The 16959-nt window shown below is 52.5% G+C and carries 17 protein-coding genes and 1 riboswitch; all 17 genes read right to left on the bottom strand.

Translation table 11 applies throughout. The features are described from left to right. Position 1: 1 nt before the first annotated feature. The 17 genes from V8247_RS00945 to V8247_RS00865 all read right to left on the bottom strand — a co-directional run bounded on the left by V8247_RS00945 (position 2) and on the right by V8247_RS00865 (position 16950). Positions 2–718 (bottom strand): ABC transporter permease, encoded by a 717-nt coding sequence (locus V8247_RS00945; protein ID WP_338737851.1) that lies wholly within the window; start codon positions 716–718, stop codon positions 2–4. Between the two features lie 8 nt (positions 719–726). Beyond that, on the bottom strand, positions 727–1653 hold the full coding sequence (locus tag V8247_RS00940; RefSeq protein ID WP_338737849.1) for a substrate-binding domain-containing protein: 927 nt from the start codon (positions 1651–1653) through the stop codon (positions 727–729). A gap of 76 nt (positions 1654–1729) precedes the next feature. Then, a riboswitch (molybdenum cofactor riboswitch) is annotated at positions 1730–1873 on the bottom strand. A 44-nt stretch (positions 1874–1917) separates the two neighbouring features. Next, the gene (locus V8247_RS00935; protein ID WP_338737847.1) at positions 1918–2889 is read right to left on the bottom strand and encodes an electron transfer flavoprotein subunit alpha/FixB family protein; all 972 of its coding nucleotides are present in this window, start codon (positions 2887–2889) and stop codon (positions 1918–1920) included. A gap of 10 nt (positions 2890–2899) precedes the next feature. Continuing rightward, positions 2900–3691 carry an electron transfer flavoprotein subunit beta/FixA family protein gene (locus V8247_RS00930; protein ID WP_338737845.1) on the bottom strand — a complete coding sequence of 264 codons (792 nt, stop codon included), beginning with the start codon at positions 3689–3691 and terminating at the stop codon, positions 2900–2902. Between the two features lie 140 nt (positions 3692–3831). After that, the gene (gene prmC, locus V8247_RS00925) at positions 3832–4656 is read right to left on the bottom strand and encodes a peptide chain release factor N(5)-glutamine methyltransferase (RefSeq protein WP_338737843.1); all 825 of its coding nucleotides are present in this window, start codon (positions 4654–4656) and stop codon (positions 3832–3834) included. Beyond that, the gene (gene prfA / locus V8247_RS00920; protein WP_338737841.1) at positions 4653–5723 is read right to left on the bottom strand and encodes a peptide chain release factor 1; all 1071 of its coding nucleotides are present in this window, start codon (positions 5721–5723) and stop codon (positions 4653–4655) included. Before prfA ends, prmC begins: the two co-directional genes overlap by 4 nt. A 99-nt stretch (positions 5724–5822) precedes the next feature. Next, positions 5823–7430 carry a DUF5305 family protein gene (locus tag V8247_RS00915; protein WP_338737839.1) on the bottom strand — a complete coding sequence of 536 codons (1608 nt, stop codon included), beginning with the start codon at positions 7428–7430 and terminating at the stop codon, positions 5823–5825. An 80-nt stretch (positions 7431–7510) separates the two neighbouring features. Then, complete coding sequence (locus V8247_RS00910) at positions 7511–8677, bottom strand: signal peptidase I (protein ID WP_338737837.1); 1167 nt, start codon at positions 8675–8677, stop codon at positions 7511–7513. Between the two features lie 46 nt (positions 8678–8723). Next, positions 8724–9353: a hypothetical protein gene (locus V8247_RS00905; RefSeq protein WP_338737835.1), complete on the bottom strand. Its 630-nt coding sequence runs from the start codon at positions 9351–9353 to the stop codon at positions 8724–8726. 61 nt (positions 9354–9414) lie between these two features. Continuing rightward, positions 9415–10101 carry a hypothetical protein gene (locus V8247_RS00900; protein ID WP_338737833.1) on the bottom strand — a complete coding sequence of 229 codons (687 nt, stop codon included), beginning with the start codon at positions 10099–10101 and terminating at the stop codon, positions 9415–9417. Positions 10102–10123: 22 nt separating this feature from the next. Further along, positions 10124–10810 (bottom strand): hypothetical protein, encoded by a 687-nt coding sequence (locus V8247_RS00895; RefSeq protein WP_338737831.1) that lies wholly within the window; start codon positions 10808–10810, stop codon positions 10124–10126. Positions 10811–11142: 332 nt separating this feature from the next. Continuing rightward, positions 11143–11787, bottom strand: a complete 645-nt coding sequence (locus V8247_RS00890; RefSeq protein WP_338737829.1) for a response regulator transcription factor — start codon at positions 11785–11787, stop codon at positions 11143–11145. 13 nt (positions 11788–11800) lie between these two features. After that, the gene (locus V8247_RS00885) at positions 11801–12931 is read right to left on the bottom strand and encodes a sensor histidine kinase (protein ID WP_338737827.1); all 1131 of its coding nucleotides are present in this window, start codon (positions 12929–12931) and stop codon (positions 11801–11803) included. Positions 12932–13434: 503 nt separating this feature from the next. After that, entirely contained in the window at positions 13435–13995 is a 561-nt protein-coding gene (gene folE / locus V8247_RS00880; RefSeq protein WP_338737825.1) for a GTP cyclohydrolase I FolE, read from the bottom strand. 12 nt (positions 13996–14007) lie between these two features. Beyond that, positions 14008–14592: a flavin reductase family protein gene (locus V8247_RS00875; RefSeq protein WP_338737823.1), complete on the bottom strand. Its 585-nt coding sequence runs from the start codon at positions 14590–14592 to the stop codon at positions 14008–14010. A gap of 5 nt (positions 14593–14597) precedes the next feature. Continuing rightward, positions 14598–15650: a threonine synthase gene (gene thrC / locus V8247_RS00870; RefSeq protein ID WP_338737821.1), complete on the bottom strand. Its 1053-nt coding sequence runs from the start codon at positions 15648–15650 to the stop codon at positions 14598–14600. Position 15651: 1 nt separating this feature from the next. Next, on the bottom strand, positions 15652–16950 hold the full coding sequence (locus tag V8247_RS00865; protein ID WP_338737819.1) for a homoserine dehydrogenase: 1299 nt from the start codon (positions 16948–16950) through the stop codon (positions 15652–15654). Positions 16951–16959 lie beyond the last annotated feature (9 nt).

The raw sequence follows: 16959 nt of genomic DNA, 5'->3' as shown, positions 1-16959 counted from the left end.
CTTATTCTATCCGTCTGACTTTATATTTGGTCTCATGCTGTTGCATCCAGCCCAGAGTAAAATTAATAATCAGTGCAATCACCAGTAATATTATACCAAGCGCGATTGACAACTCAATATCACCGCGTCCAGTTTCCAGCGAGATGGCCGTGGTCAGCACGCGGGTATAACCGCTGATATTGCCGCCGATCATCAGTGCCAGGCCGACCTCGGAAATAGCGCGGCCGAAACCCAGAATGAAGGCGGTAAATATGGCGAACCGCGCTTCTTTAACCATCAGAATACCCATTTGCAGCCCGCTGGCACCCAGCGTTACCGCCGTTTCCCGGGCCTGTCGGTCAATACCTGAATGAGCGGAAATTACCAGACCGAGCATAAGCGGTGTTACCAATAATGCCTGACCGATAATCATGATGGTGGGGGTGAACAACAGCCCCATTTCACCCAACGGTCCGGTCCGGGAAAAAAACAAGAAAACCAGAAGACCTACCAGTACTGTCGGCAGGCTGAAAAGCGTGTTGATGAAGCTGATCAGCAGGGATTTACCAGGGAAGGTATTGTGAAATATCAATGCCCCCAGCGGCAGAGCTACCATAGCCGCGATGAGGCTGGAGGTCGCTGAAATACTCAGCGACCTCCAGGCGATCTCAATCACTTCAGAGTCAAGTGAGAAAATAAGCTCAAGCGCTTTTTGCAGACCCAGCCAAATAGCTTCCACAATTTTCCTTATTCAGTCGGTTCGATACCGTAGGTGGGTTTAAAGAGGGGTGCTCCGTAATCTTTAACCCCGTATTGTCCGATAATATCCTGAATTTCCTTGGACATCAACCATTCAGCCATAATCTGTGCCGCCTCGGCATTCCTGACTCCCACAACTTTATCAGGATTTACCGGAATGGCGGAATAGACATTAAGAAGAATGGAACCGGTGTCGACAATCGCAGCCAGACCGGTGTTGCCTTTGTAGGCTAGGAACGTTCCCATGTCTGATATAGTGTATCCCTGAAGTTCACTGGCCATCAACAAAGTGGGGCCCATACCGCGACCAGCCTCCACATACCAATCGCCGGCTTGCCGAATATCGGCATAGTTGAATCCGGCGGCAGCCCAGATAGCCTTTTCCTTGGCATGGGTCCCGGAATCATCACCACGGGAGATGAATTTGGTGCTTCCTGATTCAGCCAGTTTCTGGAAGGCAGCCTCAGGCGACAGGCCTTTCAACCCTAAAGGGTCATTAGCCGGGCCGACGATGACAAAATAGTTCGAGGCGAAGGCCGAACGCTCGAGACCGTAGCCGTCAGCGATAAACGCCAGTTCTCTGGTCTTGTCGTGAACGGCGATCAGATCAACATCACCGCGTTTACCGTATTCAATAGAAATACCGGTACCGGCATAGAGAACATCAACCTCAACTCCGTACTTGTCTTCAAACATGGGCTCCAGTAATGACCACAAGCCGGTATCATAAAGACTGGTTGTGGTGGCGATGCGCAACCGGATGGAGGGATCCAGAATGGATAACCCTTCATCAGTAGTTGCCGTGGGCTGAATGGTAGGGTCGGGGTTACCAGTTCCGCAACCGACTGTGCTGATTGCGACCAGCATCGCCGCAAACAACACCGTTGATAATTTTAGCCAAAACCTTTTCATCATTAAGTTCCTTCAACAATAATATTTCCGTAGAAACAAAAACACCTCTTTTTTAAGGAGGTGCGCGGCCAGACAATACCCCAGTCATGGCTACTCTCCTTTCCAAATCACGGGAGACCGCCCCGTTTCCGAGGCGACCCTTGGGGTGGTCAATCCACCCGCCGTTCCCGGCACCATGTCTTAAAAAGATTTAGGTTCCAGGAATTCAGAGATCAATATTCAATTATGGCAGCATATTAGCACATGGTACTAATACCGTCAACCGGGTTAATTCCCGGTCAGCTCCCTGACCTTGACGGTCAGCGCCGGTAAGACCTTTTTCCAGTCAGCGACAATGCCGTAGGTTGCCGAATTAAAGATGTTCGCCTCCGGGTCCTTGTTGATGGCCACGGTTGTTTTAGCACCGGCGACGCCGGACAGATGCTGAGATGAGCCGGAAATGCCTATGGCGATATACAGGTCAGGGGCGATGACTTTGCCGGTAATGCCAATCTGGGCGCTTTCCGGCCACCAATCCTGGTCACAGGGCGGCCGGGAGGCACCGACGCTGCCGCCGACCAGGTCTGCTAATTCCTTGAGCTGGGCAAAACCCTCCGGTCCGCCGAGACCGCGACCGCCGCCGATAACGATTTTAGCGTCTTCAATACGCAGCCCTTCCTGTTTGACTTCAAAGCGCTCCACCAGGCAAACACTGCATTCATCAGCCGGTAAAGACAATTCGGTTATTTCGGGTGTTTGACCGTTGCCGGCTGCCGCCGGTTCAAAGGCTTTGGGACGGATGGTGATGATTTGAGGCTCGGTTTCAATGACATAATCTGCCAGAGCGTTGCCGCCGTACACCGGGCGGGTAATGACCGTTTGGCCGTTCTCGTTTTTCAGACTGACGACATCGGTCACCGCGGCAGTTTGTAACGCCGATGCCAGCATCGGCGCCAGGTCCCGGCCCAGGTCGTCCTCGGCCATGATTATGAGGTATGGTTTCAACGCGCTGACGGCGCTGATGACGGCGTTGATAACCGTACCCGGCAGGCGTTCTGCGGTTTCAATGGCAAAAGCCCGGCTGACGCCGAAGGTGCCGGTTTCAAGGGCCGCCGCCGCGGTCCCGGTACCGATGACGGCGGCATTGACCGCCCCGGCAGGTGCTGCCGACGAAGCAGCACCGAACAGTTCCGCGGCTGAGGCGGCAGTTTTACCGTCAGCGGCGGTAGTGATGATTAAAATACCTTTGTTCTCGCTCATTATTATCCTCTTAGACCAGTTTCAGTTCGCGCAGTTTGAGCGCCAGGTTAACGCCCTGTTCTTCCGGAGTGTCGCCGGGGATGGCTTCACATTTGGAATCCCGGGCCGGTTGATAGAGCCGGAGCAGTTTGACCCGGCCGGCGGCGCCGGTAGCAGCCCCGATGTCCGCGGCCTTCCAGTACAGTGGTTCCTTCTTCTTGGCCGCCAGCACGTTTTTGATATTAGGCAGCCGCAGCTTGCCGATTTCACTGGAGACGGTGACCAGGGCCGGCAACGGCGACTCAATCACATCGTACCCGGCGGTGGTGACCTTTTCCACGCGTAGTTTGCCGCCGGTCAATTCAATCTTACGAACACGGCTGACCACCGGCAGATCCAGTTCACCGGCCAGCAACAGCCCCGCCTGGCCATTATCCCAGTCGGACGCCTGACGGCCGGTCAGAATGATATCAAAGCTACCTGTTTTCCTGACCGCCAGACTCAGGGCTGCGGCAAGACCGGCGCAGTCCATGTCGGTAAACTGCGGGTCATCTACCAGAATAAGCTCATCGGCGCCCAATGCCAGGGTTTTCTTAATCAGATCCTTATTCAGGCCGCTGCCCAGACTGACGGCTTTGATGCGGCTGCCGGGGTTGACGTCCTTGAGTTTAAGCGCTGCTTCCAGAGCGTGTTCGGAATAGGGGTCAATGACCGGGGCTACATTGGCCGGGGGCACCACTTTTTTGGCGACGGGGTCAATCTTAAAGCCGGCCGGGGGGATTTCCGGGTCAGGAATCTGTTTTACCAGAACGATGATATCCAAAATTGCCTCCGAGGTTATTATTGAACGATTGGTCAATGAATTACTAATTTAACACCGCGACGGGTATCGGGTCAAATACTGCCGGGCAGGCGCCACAGTTTGATTATTGAGGGAGGTCACCGAGGGGTTAAGCCTCAGATTCAGCCGTTGATCCGGGTGACTGAAAGGCGTTCCAGCGGAATGAAGTCGTGGATAATGTCGGTCCGGCTTCCCGGCAGGGATTGGCTGAGGATGCCTTTGACCGCGTCTGCCTGGCCGGTGCCGAATTCCAGCATCAGCCAGCCTGGTTTGCGGCTGAGGGCGGCTACCTGGCTGACCAACCGGCGGATGATGTCCAGCCCGTCCGGGCCGCCGGCCAGCGCCAGTTGCGGTTCAAACCGGTTGTCTTTGGCCTCGTCAACCGGAACGTAAGGCAAATTGGCGCAGATGATGTCAAAGTTACGGGTGATTATACTGGCCAACAGGTCGCTTTCCACAAATTCAATATTATGGCATTCGTGAAGGTCGGCGTTGCGGCCGGCCAGCGCCAGTACTGCAGACGATATATCAGTAGCCACGACGGTGGCTTTGGGCAGGTTTTTAGCCAGCGCCACCGCGACCGCGCCGGAGCCGCAGCCGATATCGGCAATGACCGGTGCCGGATAATCTGTAGCGACGGCCAGGGCTTGTTCCACCAGCAACTCGGTTTCCGGCCGGGGTATCAGCACCGCGGGGCTGACCTCAAAGTCCAGACCGTAAAACTCCATATGCCCGGTGATGTATTGCAATGGTTCGCCGCTTTTGAGGCGTTTGATGAGTTCATCATAGGCGGCGGCGGTGCGGCTGTCGGTCGGCTGATGGCGTCTGGAAAAAAGTTCAGCCCGGGACAAACCGGTCAGGTAACGAAGTAATACTTCGGCTTCCAGGTCGGCTGCGGGGCCGGTCAGTTGCCGGGCGGCTTCTTTCAGTAATCCGCCGAGGTTCATAGCCCGGCGGACTGGAGGAGCCGGGCCTGTTCATCGGTGGCCAGTGCATCAATGACATCGTCCAGATACCCTTCCATAATCTTGGGCAGGTTGTGGACGGACAGGCCGATGCGGTGGTCGGTCAGGCGGTCTTGCGGATAGTTATAGGTACGGATTTTCTCCGAGCGGTCCGCTGATCCCACCTGAGCCCGCCGGTTGTCAGTCATTTCCTTATCCTGCTTTTCCTGTTCCATGGCCAGCAGACGGGCTTTGAGTACCGACATGGCCTTCTGGCGGTTTTTGAGCTGGGAGCGCTCTTCCTGGCAGGCAACCACGATGCCGCTGGCCAGATGGGTCATGCGCACCGCCGTGGCTACCTTGTTGACGTTTTGTCCGCCGGCGCCGCCGGAATGGTAGATATCAATCCTTAAATCCTCTGGTTTGATATCCACCTCAATGTCTTCCGCCACCGGCATGACGGCTACCGTTGCAGTGGAAGTGTGGATGCGGCCGGCGGCTTCAGTTACCGGTACGCGTTGTACCCGGTGGACGCCGCTTTCATATTTGAGCCGGGAATACACTTCTTCGCCGTCAATTTCAATGACGGCTTCTTTAAAGGTGCCGCCTGACTGTTCAGTCAGGTCAATGATTTCCACTTTCCAGCCTTTCATCTCAGCGTAGCGGGTGTACATCCGGAACAGATCGCCGGCAAACAGTTTGGCCTCATCGCCGCCGGTGCCCGCCCGGATTTCAATGATGATGTTGCGTTCAGCGTTCGGGTCTTTGGGCAGCAGTTCCAGTTTCATGTCTTCGTGCAGGGTTTCCAGTTGCGCTTTGAGGCTGCGCTGTTCCTCTTTGGCCATATCCCGCATTTCTTCATCAGACTCGGTTTCAATCAACTGTTCCGTGTCCTGCAGTGCCTGGGCGACGCTTTTATACTTGCGGTAAAGCTCAACGAGCCTTTCCATGGAGGAACGCTCTTTGGTGAGTTTGGTAAGCTGGGCAATGTCCGCACCGACCGAAGGGTCGGCAATGGCTTCTTCTATTTCCTGGTAACGTCTTTCAATGTTTTCAAGTTGGTCTAGCATAAGCTCACATTATAGCATGGGGCGGGGGGCTTCTCATCTAGGGGGGATAAATATCAACTTCCGGGAGAGGGGGACTTGCCAGGGCTTATTCAACAACAGCTAACACAGAGTTTGATATTCATAGCGGGTGAAATCATCCAATACCTGATAAGAATGACAGCGGTGGTCCTGATGGTACAACACGGTCTTGCCCATCTCATTAGCAATATTGACCAGATCTTCAAGGCATTGGATACTGACAATGACATCGGACTCTCTGATAGCCGGAAGGGAAGAAACTTCAGTCAACATGCCCTTAAAGCGGCGTTTAGCTTGCCGAGCTTCTTTGTCGGCTTCCGGCAGGCCGGGAGGACGGTGCTTAAAATAGAAGAAGACCAACGGAGCGGCAAGTACTAGGGAAATAATGCTGAGCCAAAGGAACAGGATACGGGCATCGGCGACTAAAAGCGATGTCCATTCAGCGATAAAATAACTGTCCTGCACCTCAGTGGTTTGAATTGTTCCGTCCTGAGTATTTATCAGTGTCTCGCCCCAATTGAGCACTCCGCCGGAAACAGCGGTCTTCAAAGTGGCGGTAAAAGACTCATTAATGGGGCCGTATTCAGAATCGGCACTGATGTTGACCTCTGATACCACCGTAAAGTAGTAAGTCTCTGCGCTGGTCCCGGTTTCTCCTCTGATATCCTCCAGTAATTGTAAGTAGTCCTCCGGTTTTAGCGTAAAAGAAACCGTAAAATCTCCTGTCCTGGTCATTAACGGTATTAGCTCAACCTTCTTGGTCCAAAATTGGGGATTTTCTATGGTGGCGAATATTCTTACCGAACTGGTTACATTGCTTAAGGGTTTGTCAGAATCCAGCGTATACGCAAAGGTGAAATCCATCCGATCCACCAATTTGGTGAACAGGACACCCTCCGGGCCGATTGTTGTGACAACCGGTGCCGGGGGAGGTGGGGGCGGAACATAAAGCGCCGGCGGAAAAAGAGCGGTAGCTTCAAACAAAGTATTAGGCATCAGGTTGACAGCATAGTCAAACAAGCCCAGGTTGAGAGAGTCCGTTTTAAGACGCTCATTGCTGATTTCTACATATGACTTGTTGATGATGATCTCCAATGTCTGGGTGAAGAACTCCTGGTCTCCAGCCAGGATGGTGACCATTAAAGTGACCTTGCGGTCATTGGTGGTGATTTTAAGCTCTTTATCAATTGTGTTAAAGGTCTCCTGGATTGCCTGAAATCCCAATGTGAATTCAATATCCATTTTATTCCGGCCTTGAATACCCAAATCGGATTCATGTAGCGGAATTTCTTTCTGCCACAAATCAGCGTTTTCCAAAATTGCCGTGACCTTTATGACATTGGGCAATATCGTGTTGGTATCGGTCGTGAAGGAATAAGTAAAGCTGATATCGTTTATGATGTTGGTGAAGTAGGTTGGATTGGGCGGTGGTTCCGGTTCTTCGTACACAACCGGGTCTGGCCCAAGCAGATAGGATGGTTTGAGGTAGGCGGTGTAATCGTACTCGCCTTGATGCTGGTAAGTAAGCAGGTCTACCGTAACATCATGCTGTAGGGGGATGATGTTCGCGGCACCAAATCCCGCGGCGGCGATGATGAACAGTGCACAAAAAATCACCGATACCACCCGGTGGAATGTACCGCCGGGTAATTTGGTCAAGGCTTTCCAAAGAGTATTTATCAGTTTCACAACGAGTTACCTCAAGTCAGGATAAAGCATCAGAAACGGGAATGCAATACCCAAAACGACATATTGGGTAAAATAACATATTAAAGTCCAAACAGGCTGCGGACAAAAATAGCTATCCAGCCTATCTTGGGCACGGTGAAGGCTGCTTTGCCTTTTACTTGCTCTGCTACGACCGGTGCCGAATCAACGGCATCATTAGCATCTCCTTTCGTAGTGAAGATCAGGTCTTTGCCAATTTCGTCAATGGCGACCACCCGGTGCATGACGGCAATCTCGCCTTCCTGGAAACGGATGACATCCCCTACCTTAATAGAGACGATGGGGACCTCGGCGATGACTACAACGTCTCCGACGTTATATTCCGGAGTCATACTGCCACTGATAATGAGGGAAGGTCTGACCGGAAAAATGCCGACTGAAAACCAGATAAAGACAACCGAGATAGTCGTTACTGCCACCCACCCCAGGGGGAAAGATGAATCATTGGAGGGCGCCCGGCGGGATATCCGGTGCCGCAGGTTATTGACATAATTTTGAACCAATACAAACCCCATAATCGGGATGACTGTGTTGATTAAACCCTTTATGGACCAGGAAAAATCCGGTAAAACCGGAGAAAACCACCAAAAGGCCTGGAGGATGCCCAGGTAAACGATAGAAGCCCGTGCACCGCCATAGTATGCCAGCACGGTTGCCAACAGGCTCTGGGCCAAAGCGGGGATGATGTCCCCGTTGACGGTCTGGATTGATTCTGTGGTGAATGCCAAACCGGTTAGTTTGGAAACCGGCAGCACCAAAAGAGCGAACACGAGCCCGGAAAGAAATATGGCGGCGGTGACATGTTTTTTAGCCAGGTGCCGTACGAGCCAGGCACGGGCAACTTCCATACCAACGAGGGCAGCAATGACGAAGACAAAGTTAAAAATAATGCCGCGGGGATCAAAATTATACGGACTGTCACCGAAGCCGGTAAATAGCCCGGCGATGAGCTGAATGGACAGATGAAACATACCGAGGATGATGGCTATGCCAAAAACGGGCGTCCCGACCCGGAATTCACCTTTGATGCTCTGTCGCGGTAATATCAGAAGCACCGTCAGCATCAGCAGAAACCAAAGCGCCGGCTGGACTATGTAAGTGGATGCAAAGGTGCCGAATATGCGTTCAGGGAAAAAATTAATGTAAGCGTAGATGCCTATTACGATAATCAGGAGAAACCAGATGCCTGCCCGTGCATTAGAGACCATAGTCAAAATGTAATACTGTAGACAATAGATGTCAATAGAGTAAAAATTATACTAAAAGCGTGTTCAGCGCTTCACAGAGTTTCTGCATAATGGTGTACTGGGCACCGGTCGGGGACGCACCCAGGTATTTATCCTCTATTGCATTTATTATCTGTTGCAGGGTGACCGGAGGCGAGGATGGCGATGGGGTAAGACCGAGGTAATTGCCCGGGTCAAAGTGATACGGGTTAACCGGGTCATTACTGTAGATATGATGTGTGGTAGTAAGGAATAGCCGACCGGCAGTAACGTTCAAACGTAAACAAATATATTGACGAAGGAATTTTTGCCTGGCGGTTCCGCCTTCACCGTCATCAATGACTTTTAAGACGTCCACCCAATCTATGATGCCATAGTGACAAGCTAAATCAGGTATCAACCAACGCGAGCCGGCATCAACCGTGGCGCAGAAATCCAGCAACTGACGACAAGTGTATTTGTGAGTTTTTTCTACATTCTTCCAAAAACCGGGGCTGCCTTCCTGTTCCGTACACCAACTGCCTGTCGTAGCCGTGCCGCTGAATAATATCTCATCAGTCCAGGCCGCAGTGCCGATGGTCATGGATCCCAGTCCAATAATCAGAACCAGACCCAGGACGGCTAATTTACTTGTCAGGCGATTTTTGTTGCGTTTCACTTATTGCCGCCTTCAGGCGGGGCGGTCAATACCGCCCCGCCGATTGACGTTTTAGCACTTCCTAGTCTACAGTAGGAGCAGGGAGCGGATATTCATTCCACTGAACGGCAACTATAGTGATAGTAAAAGTGAAGATGCTGTTTTGAGGACAGGGTTGAAGGGTGTGGAACCATATGCTGTGTTCGGTTCCCCTATCATTCGGTTCAATTTGCTGGCCGAAAGATTGCTCATTCCACCAGAGTTCAAAATCCGTCTGGCCGTCCTGGTTGAAATCGAACTCAACTTTTGAGTCGGTAGTAATCCACTGCCCATTGATTACCAGATGATCGATTTTAAGCGGAATGGTACCAGTATTCATGGGGTAAAAGGACAGCTCATTGAAGTTACAAGGGTAAACATTATGGAATGTGACTTGGAGAGTTTCATTATCTCCATCTTGATCCAAGTCAACGCTCCCGCATTCACCCCAGGCAACATTTTTGTCCAATTTCCAAAAGAAGTCGTTCACCTCAGGATTGTAAATAAACCCGGGTAAACTTGTGTAGTCCGGATCCGTGGTAGGATAGTCCCCCCCCGGATTCACTGGTTCACTATCATCCAATAGATTACAACCGGTAAATTGCCAACTTAGCTCGCCGGTCTGAACCGTACCCCCAACGTAAATCTCATCCGTCCAGGCAGCGTAGCCGACACCCAAACCACCCAAAACCAAGATGCTTGTTAAGCAGATCATGCCTAATTTTTTCATGACAGGCTCCTATACAGAAAGATTAAGAAACCGTCGGGATGACGGATGCGTCAGGATATTCATTCCACTGGATTACCTGGAAACCGCCGGTGAACGAACCTGACAGATTCATGAATGCGTTATCTTGCGGGATATGAATGTGCAGTTGCAGATAGATAGTGTCGCCCTCATGTACCTGGGTACCGAGATCAACCGGTACCTTTACATCGTTTACAACCGCAAAGGCTTCCATCCAGATACCGCCTGCGTTCGGGTTATTGGAATCCCACCCCTGATTCCACAGGTCAACCAGCCATTGATCTTCAGAGTCTATCCAGGCGAAGTTGATTTTTGCCGGAATGCTCCCTTCATACGTTAGTAACATATCAACATAGAAATCCTGACACGGGAACAGGTTAGTAAACGTGAATACAGCTTCATCCGGGTCCTCTCCTGCAACCGCGGTTGCTTCGGCTACTTTCAAGCCAGGGTCGGGGCGTGTCGGTTGCCCAACTGCAGGTTCACCATTGACAGTGTGAATGTACACCAGGGCATCAGTATCCAGGTCTTTCCAGACCTCTGTTCCGGACAGCTCAGTGATGTTGATGTCAACGTCACCGGTCTGAACTGTACCGCTGATATAAATCTCATCCGTCCAGGCGGCGTAACCGACGCCCAAAGCACCAAGGGCCATAACCAGAGTGATTAAAAGAAGTCCGATCTTTTTCATTTTCTTTCTCCTCCATTTACTTTTCCAGGCCCCCAGTCGTTTCCACGACAGATCGACCAAGGCCGGGGTTGTAATTCTCAACCTATTTCAATGATAGGCAGTACTATTGGGGCAAACAAGTCGTTTCAATAGTGATTTTGGGGTAGTCATTTAGACGACAAAAGTAAACTTTCGGTGCAAGCAAAATGATGACAAAATATGGTTGATAATGATTAGGTATAGTCTTATCACATCTAGGAGGGAAGAGAACGGTGGGTTGAAAGGCGGCGGCACAATAAGGCCTGCCGCCGTGGCGGAAACAACCGTTTGGAATAATCAGGGATATTGTGGGTTCAGGGATTATGGTTAAAGCTGACGTGATGCCGGGTGGCATAAGCTACTGCTTCTGACCGGTTACGTAAATGAAGTTTTTCCAGAAGGCGCCTCAGGTAAGTACGCACCGTGCTTTCACTGATGAATAACTTAGCTGAAATCTCGCTGTTGGTGCAGCCTTCCCCGACGTATCTCAGTACTTCCATTTCCCGGCTGCTCAGGTTCAGCTCTTCACCGTTATGGCTTTTCTGGCGGAACTCAGATACCAGATTAGCCACCATTTGGGATGATAAAATAACTTCACCCGCGGCAATCCGGCGGACCGCGTCAACCACTTCATTTATGCCGGCCTCTTTGAGCAGATAACCGTGGGCGCCGTATCTGAGAGCCTTGAAAAGATCATCCTCCCGGTCGGAGATAGTCAAAATCAGCACTTTTGCCGTGGGTAGTTTATCAATAATGTTAGCCAGGGCGGTTAGACCACCGCCCTGGGGCATTAAGATGTCCAGAAGCAGGACATCGGGTTTTAACTTCAGCGCCTGACGCACCGTTTCTTCCCCGTCACAGGCTTCACCGATGACCTGCATATCAGGTTCATCTTTAAGCACATTATTTAGGCCGTTACGCACGATTGCATGGTCGTCGGCGATTAGTATTTTAATCATTTTACCCTCCGGGTTATTGCTGGGTCGGGACGACTACCTGAATTTCAGTTCCTTTTAGCGGCAGGCTGATGATTCTGAAACGCCCGCCGATGGATTCAGCGCGTTCCTGCATGATCGCAAGTCCGTGTGAATGATTGTTGGGGGCGCACCGGTAAAAGGCAATGGAATCAAAACCGCGCCCATCATCGGTAATGGTAATGGTCAGGTGGTTGTTTTCAGATTCAATAACGATGGTGACATGATTGGCGGCTGAATGTTTGCGGACGTTGTTCAAGGCTTCCTGACAAATACGGAGTAATTCTATCTCAGCGGTGGGCGTTAAGTGCCGTTGTCCTGTATTAATACGTAATTCAAAGATGATACCGGAGCTTTGTTTCAGGTGTTGGAGGTATTGACGCAGATTGGAAATGAATTCGCCGTTGCCGGTGTATTCACGCAAGAGTTCCAAAGACTCCCGGGCGTCACGGCGGGCATCCTCGGTTAACCGGATAAGATCTTCAACCTCAACCAGGTCCAAACCCATCTTATGTAGACGTTGTTCCAGTAACTGCGTTTGCCAGCACAAACCGGAAAGTGTTTGCGCCATACCGTCATGGATTTCCCGTGACAGCCGTTGCCGTTCCGTCATGATGAATTTACTCTGGAGTTCCTGCCTCAGGTTGGTGTTGATCAGATAGGGAAGGATGGCAACCAGACAGGCTGCAATGAAGTAGACCAGCAGGAATGAAAAATCCGCCATGGTAAGAAGATGAGAATACCACGGATTGATAAGATGGGAACTAAGAATCGCTGCGATGGAAAAAGATGCCGTGATGCCGGTGATACGAATATCCAAAAAGAGTGAGGCGGCCAATATCGGCGAGAATGAAAACAGGATGAAGGGGCTTTCCAGTCCTCCGGTCAGGAATAATAACAGACCGGAAAAAAGCAGATCCAGAACCAGTAAGACAGAGCATATCCTGCCTTTGTAATACCAGTCAGCCGGTTGGCCCAGTTTTAATACGCTGTAAAGAGCTGCGACCAGCAATATCAAGGAACCAGTCGGCAGATTGGCGGCTGGCTGGAAAGATTGTAACTGGGCGGCGGCCACTATGATTGCAAGTGCCCGGTATGCGCCCAGAAAATACCTGCCGCCGATTTTCATCTAATCGCTCCAGATCAGACGCCCATTAGTCAACTACAAATTTCAATATTCTCGGACATCTGCAGATAACGATTGACTCTGCGTACACAGCATATGACTCGCGGCAGCCGGTGTCAATCTCTGTTATTGGATTTTTTGGATACAGCTAACAATAATTGGCAGAATCAGGAAAATGGGACATTTGCCCATTGACAATCCGGACGTGGTCGGTTATACTTATGACTCATATACAAGAACACCAGTGCCTTATACAACACCTTAAACCAACCCGTCGGCATTCAGTAAAACTTGATTCCGATTAAGCATAGCGGTGGCCTTTTTGGTCAAAATAGGCGGAGAAAAATAGTAAAATTGTTCCAATTGAATTTGATTGACCATCAAAGGCGGCTTACGTTAGAGGCCATTCTAAGTCAAAGCTGGAACTCCAGAGTCGTTTCCTTCGCTTTTCGGTGGTGAAATCAAATACACCTAACCGGCAACTGCCAACCGGCGATGAAAACCGGTTATTGTATCAGCGACATGAACTCGGCGCGGGTGGCGGCGCGTTTGGCGAAGCCGCCTCTAAGGGCGGAGGTGAGGACTTTGGAGCCCGGTTTCTTGATGCCGCGCATGGTCATACACATATGCTCGGCGGCGATGACCACGCCGACACCGTCAGGGTTTAGGCCTTCCACGATGGCATCGGCAATTTCGGTGGCCATGCGTTCCTGAATCTGCGGCCGGCGGGCGACGGTTTCTACCACCCGCGCCAGTTTGGAAATGCCGACAACACGGCCGTCAGTACCGGGGACATAACCGATATGCACCACGCCGGAAAAAGGCAGCAGGTGATGTTCGCACATGGAGTGGAAGGGGATATCCTTGAGGATGACCATCTCGCGGTGGCCCAGCTCATAGCCGACTTTCAGGTCATCCGCCGGATTCTTGTCAATGCCGGCGAAGATTTCGGTGTACATCCGGGCGACCCGCTCCGGAGTTTCCCTGAGCCCTTCACGTTCCGGGTCGTCCCCGATAGCCTGGAGCATGGTTTTTACTGCGGCGGCGATGGCCTTTTCATCAATCAATTCAATACTCTCCTAAAGACTGCCCGGCTGGCCGAAGCGTTCGCGTTCCATGGTTTCCACGCTGGCCTTCAATTTGGCGATATATTTATCCTTGCCCAGGTAAAAGGCCGGAGTGACGGCTTTCAGATCCAGCATTTCATCGGCGGTGAAGGCTTCAGCCAGGGTGTGAACTGCTACCACCTCGCCGACCAGGAGCTGGTGATCGCCGTAGGTGCGGTTATCCACCAGTTTACACTCATAAACGGCATAGGCGTCGGTCAGTACCGGGGAGTTGGTCTTTAACGGAATCTCGCGGGCAATACCGAAGGCGCTGAATTTATCCATCTGGCTGCCTTTGCTTCCGCCCAGGGCGGCGATGAGTCCGGCCTTTGAAGACGGCAGGAAATTAACGCTGAATTCGCCGCTGTCCAGAATCATCTGATAGGTGTGACGTTTCGGTGAAAGCGACACGCCGAAGAGCGGGGGGTTAAATGACAACGGCGAGTGCCAGCCGGCCACCATGGCGTTAGGCTTGCCTTCGTGGTAAGCGGCTACGACTGCGGCCAGACGGGGGTAGTGTTGATAAAACGCGCCGACTTCTTCAGAAACCTGTTTCATCGGCTTTACCAGCCCAGCGCTTTTTCCACGGCCGTGAGTTCCGGCGTGACTTCAATAAATTCGCCGGAGAAGCCCTGGATGGCCGTATCGGCATCTTTAAGACCGCTGCCGGTGACGACGCAGACGATGCGTTCACCGCTGAAATCCTGTCCCTGTGCTTTAAGCTTGATCAGGCCGGCCAGCGGGGCGGCTGAGGCCGGTTCGCCGAAAATACCGCCCTTTTCTGCCATCAGATGATAAGCAGCCAGAATCTCATCGTCGGTGACCATATCAATGGTGCCGCCGGACTCATCCCGTGCGGCCTCAGCCTGTTGCCAGGAAGCCGGGTTGCCGATGCGGATGGCGGTGGCGATGGTTTCGGGTTGGGGTATGGTGTGCCCCAGGACGATGGGGGCGGCGCCGGAGGCCTGGAAGCCGGTCATTTTGGGTTTGGAGGTGGTGACGCCGGTGTCAAAATATTCCTTGAAACCCTTCCAGTAAGCGGTGATATTGCCGGCGTTGCCCACCGGCAGAACGAGACGGTCGGGGGCAACCCCGAGAGCATCGCAAATCTCAAAAGCGGCTGTTTTCTGGCCTTCAATCCGGTTGGGATTGACGGAGTTGACCAGGGCCACCGGGCGGGTCTGAGTCAGTTCCCGTACCAGCCGCAGGGCGTCATCAAAGTTACCATCTACCATGACGATGCGGGCGCCGTACACGATGGCCTGCGCCAGCTTGCCCAGGGCAATCTTGCCTTTGGGGATGATAATGATGGACTCAATACCAGCGGCTGCGGCGTAGGCGGTGGCTGAGGCCGAGGTGTTGCCGGTGGAGGCGCAGGCGACGGCTTTGAAATTCGCTTCCAGCGCCTTGGCCACGGCCATAACCATACCCCGGTCCTTGAATGACCCGGTGGGGTTGCAGCCTTCCAGTTTGAAGTAAAGCTCGCCGACGTTGAGTTCGCGCTCCAGACGCGGCGAGCGCACCAGCGGCGTGTCGCCTTCACCCAGGGTCAGCAGCGGAGTTTTATCGGATAGCGGCAGGTATTTACGGTAGGCGGCAAGAACTCCCTGTTTCATGTCAGATACCTACCCGAATGATATTGACCGCATTGATTGCTTCCAGCAACTGCAGGGCTTCTACCGCCCGGCGCACCGCTGATTCGCGGGCGGGGTGAGACATGATAACCACTTCGGCGGTCAGCGCGTCTTCATCCACTTCTTTCTGCAATACGGAGGCAATGCTGATGGCGGTGTCCTTGAAGATGGCGGCGATATCGGCTAGTACGCCGGGCTGGTCGGTGACGTTTAAGCGGAAGTAATACTGGGTGACGACATCGGTTGCCGGCAGTAGCGGCCGATTGTCGTCCAGCCGCCAGCGCATGCGGTTGCCGACACCGAGGGCGGTATCCTGAGCGGCGGCCATGATGTCGGCAATTACGGCTGATGATGTGGCCGAAGGACCGGCGCCTTCACCGGAAAAGATGACATCGCCAACCAGGTCGCCGTTAATCAGAGCGGCGTTGTAGACACCGTCAATTCTGGATAGGGAGTTATCGTGCGGCAGCAGTACCGGGTGTACCCGAAGTTCCACCGCGCCGTTATCGGCCTTGGCAATAGCCAGCAATTTAATGACGAAGCCCAGTTCCTTGGCATACTTGAAGTCTTTGACTTCAAGCTGGGTAATGCCCTCCCGGTAAATAACTTCCGGTTTGTACTCAGTCCGGAAGACCATCATAGCCATGATAGCCAGTTTGTAAACGGAATCATAGCCTTCAATGTCGTTGACGGGATTGCGTTCGGCGTAACCCAGTTCCTGGGCCTGGCGCAGGGCTTCGGAGAACTCAATGCCTGCGGAGTCCATCTGGCTGAGAATATAGTTGGTGGTGCCGTTAATGATGGCGTAGATGCCCAGGATGTTATTGGCGGCCAGGTCGTACTGCAGCGGTTCCAGCAGGGGGATGCCGCCGCCGACCGAGGCCTCAAAATGCAGCCCGACGTTATGCTTATGAGCCAGCGCCAGCAGCTCCGCCGCGTGTTTGGCGATAACTTCCTTATTGGAACTTACCACATGCCGGCCGCTTGACAGCGCCCGCGACAGGTAGTCAAAGGCGGGATATTCACCGCCCATGGCCTCAACGATGATGTCCATGTCGGGGGTATTGAAAAAATCATCATCATCGGTGGTAAAAATATTTTCGGGAAACTCAGCGATAATCGGCCGGGTCATGTCCTGCGGGGCCACCTTGACCCGTTTCAGCTCTACCTGAAAACCCAGTTGAGCTTCCAGCCGGGCAGCACGATCTTTCAGGCCGCGGGCGACGGCACCGCCGATAACGCCGATTCCGATTAGTCCAACCCCAATTGTCTTCTTTTCCATTAATGCCAT

It is taken from the genome of Dehalogenimonas sp. W (assembly GCF_037094495.1).
GTDB lineage: Bacteria > Chloroflexota > Dehalococcoidia > Dehalococcoidales > Dehalococcoidaceae > Dehalogenimonas > Dehalogenimonas loeffleri.
Note: the sequence above shows the minus strand (reverse complement) of the source record. Positions and strands in the feature narration are given on the sequence as shown.

Excerpts from the sequence above, each read along its gene's own strand:
- prfA (WP_338737841.1), bottom strand. The coding sequence starts at position 5,723 with ATGCTAGACCAACTTGAAAACATTGAAAGACGTTACCAGGAAATAGAA.
- V8247_RS00900 (WP_338737833.1), bottom strand. The coding sequence starts at position 10,101 with ATGAAAAAATTAGGCATGATCTGCTTAACAAGCATCTTGGTTTTGGGT.
- V8247_RS00885 (WP_338737827.1), bottom strand. The coding sequence starts at position 12,931 with ATGAAAATCGGCGGCAGGTATTTTCTGGGCGCATACCGGGCACTTGCA.
- V8247_RS00940 (WP_338737849.1), bottom strand. The coding sequence starts at position 1,653 with ATGATGAAAAGGTTTTGGCTAAAATTATCAACGGTGTTGTTTGCGGCG.
- V8247_RS00910 (WP_338737837.1), bottom strand. The coding sequence starts at position 8,677 with ATGGTCTCTAATGCACGGGCAGGCATCTGGTTTCTCCTGATTATCGTA.
- V8247_RS00895 (WP_338737831.1), bottom strand. The coding sequence starts at position 10,810 with ATGAAAAAGATCGGACTTCTTTTAATCACTCTGGTTATGGCCCTTGGT.
- prmC (WP_338737843.1), bottom strand. The coding sequence starts at position 4,656 with ATGAACCTCGGCGGATTACTGAAAGAAGCCGCCCGGCAACTGACCGGC.
- V8247_RS00875 (WP_338737823.1), bottom strand. The coding sequence starts at position 14,592 with ATGAAACAGGTTTCTGAAGAAGTCGGCGCGTTTTATCAACACTACCCC.
- thrC (WP_338737821.1), bottom strand. The coding sequence starts at position 15,650 with ATGAAACAGGGAGTTCTTGCCGCCTACCGTAAATACCTGCCGCTATCC.
- V8247_RS00935 (WP_338737847.1), bottom strand. The coding sequence starts at position 2,889 with ATGAGCGAGAACAAAGGTATTTTAATCATCACTACCGCCGCTGACGGT.
- V8247_RS00865 (WP_338737819.1), bottom strand. The coding sequence starts at position 16,950 with ATGGAAAAGAAGACAATTGGGGTTGGACTAATCGGAATCGGCGTTATC.
- V8247_RS00890 (WP_338737829.1), bottom strand. The coding sequence starts at position 11,787 with ATGATTAAAATACTAATCGCCGACGACCATGCAATCGTGCGTAACGGC.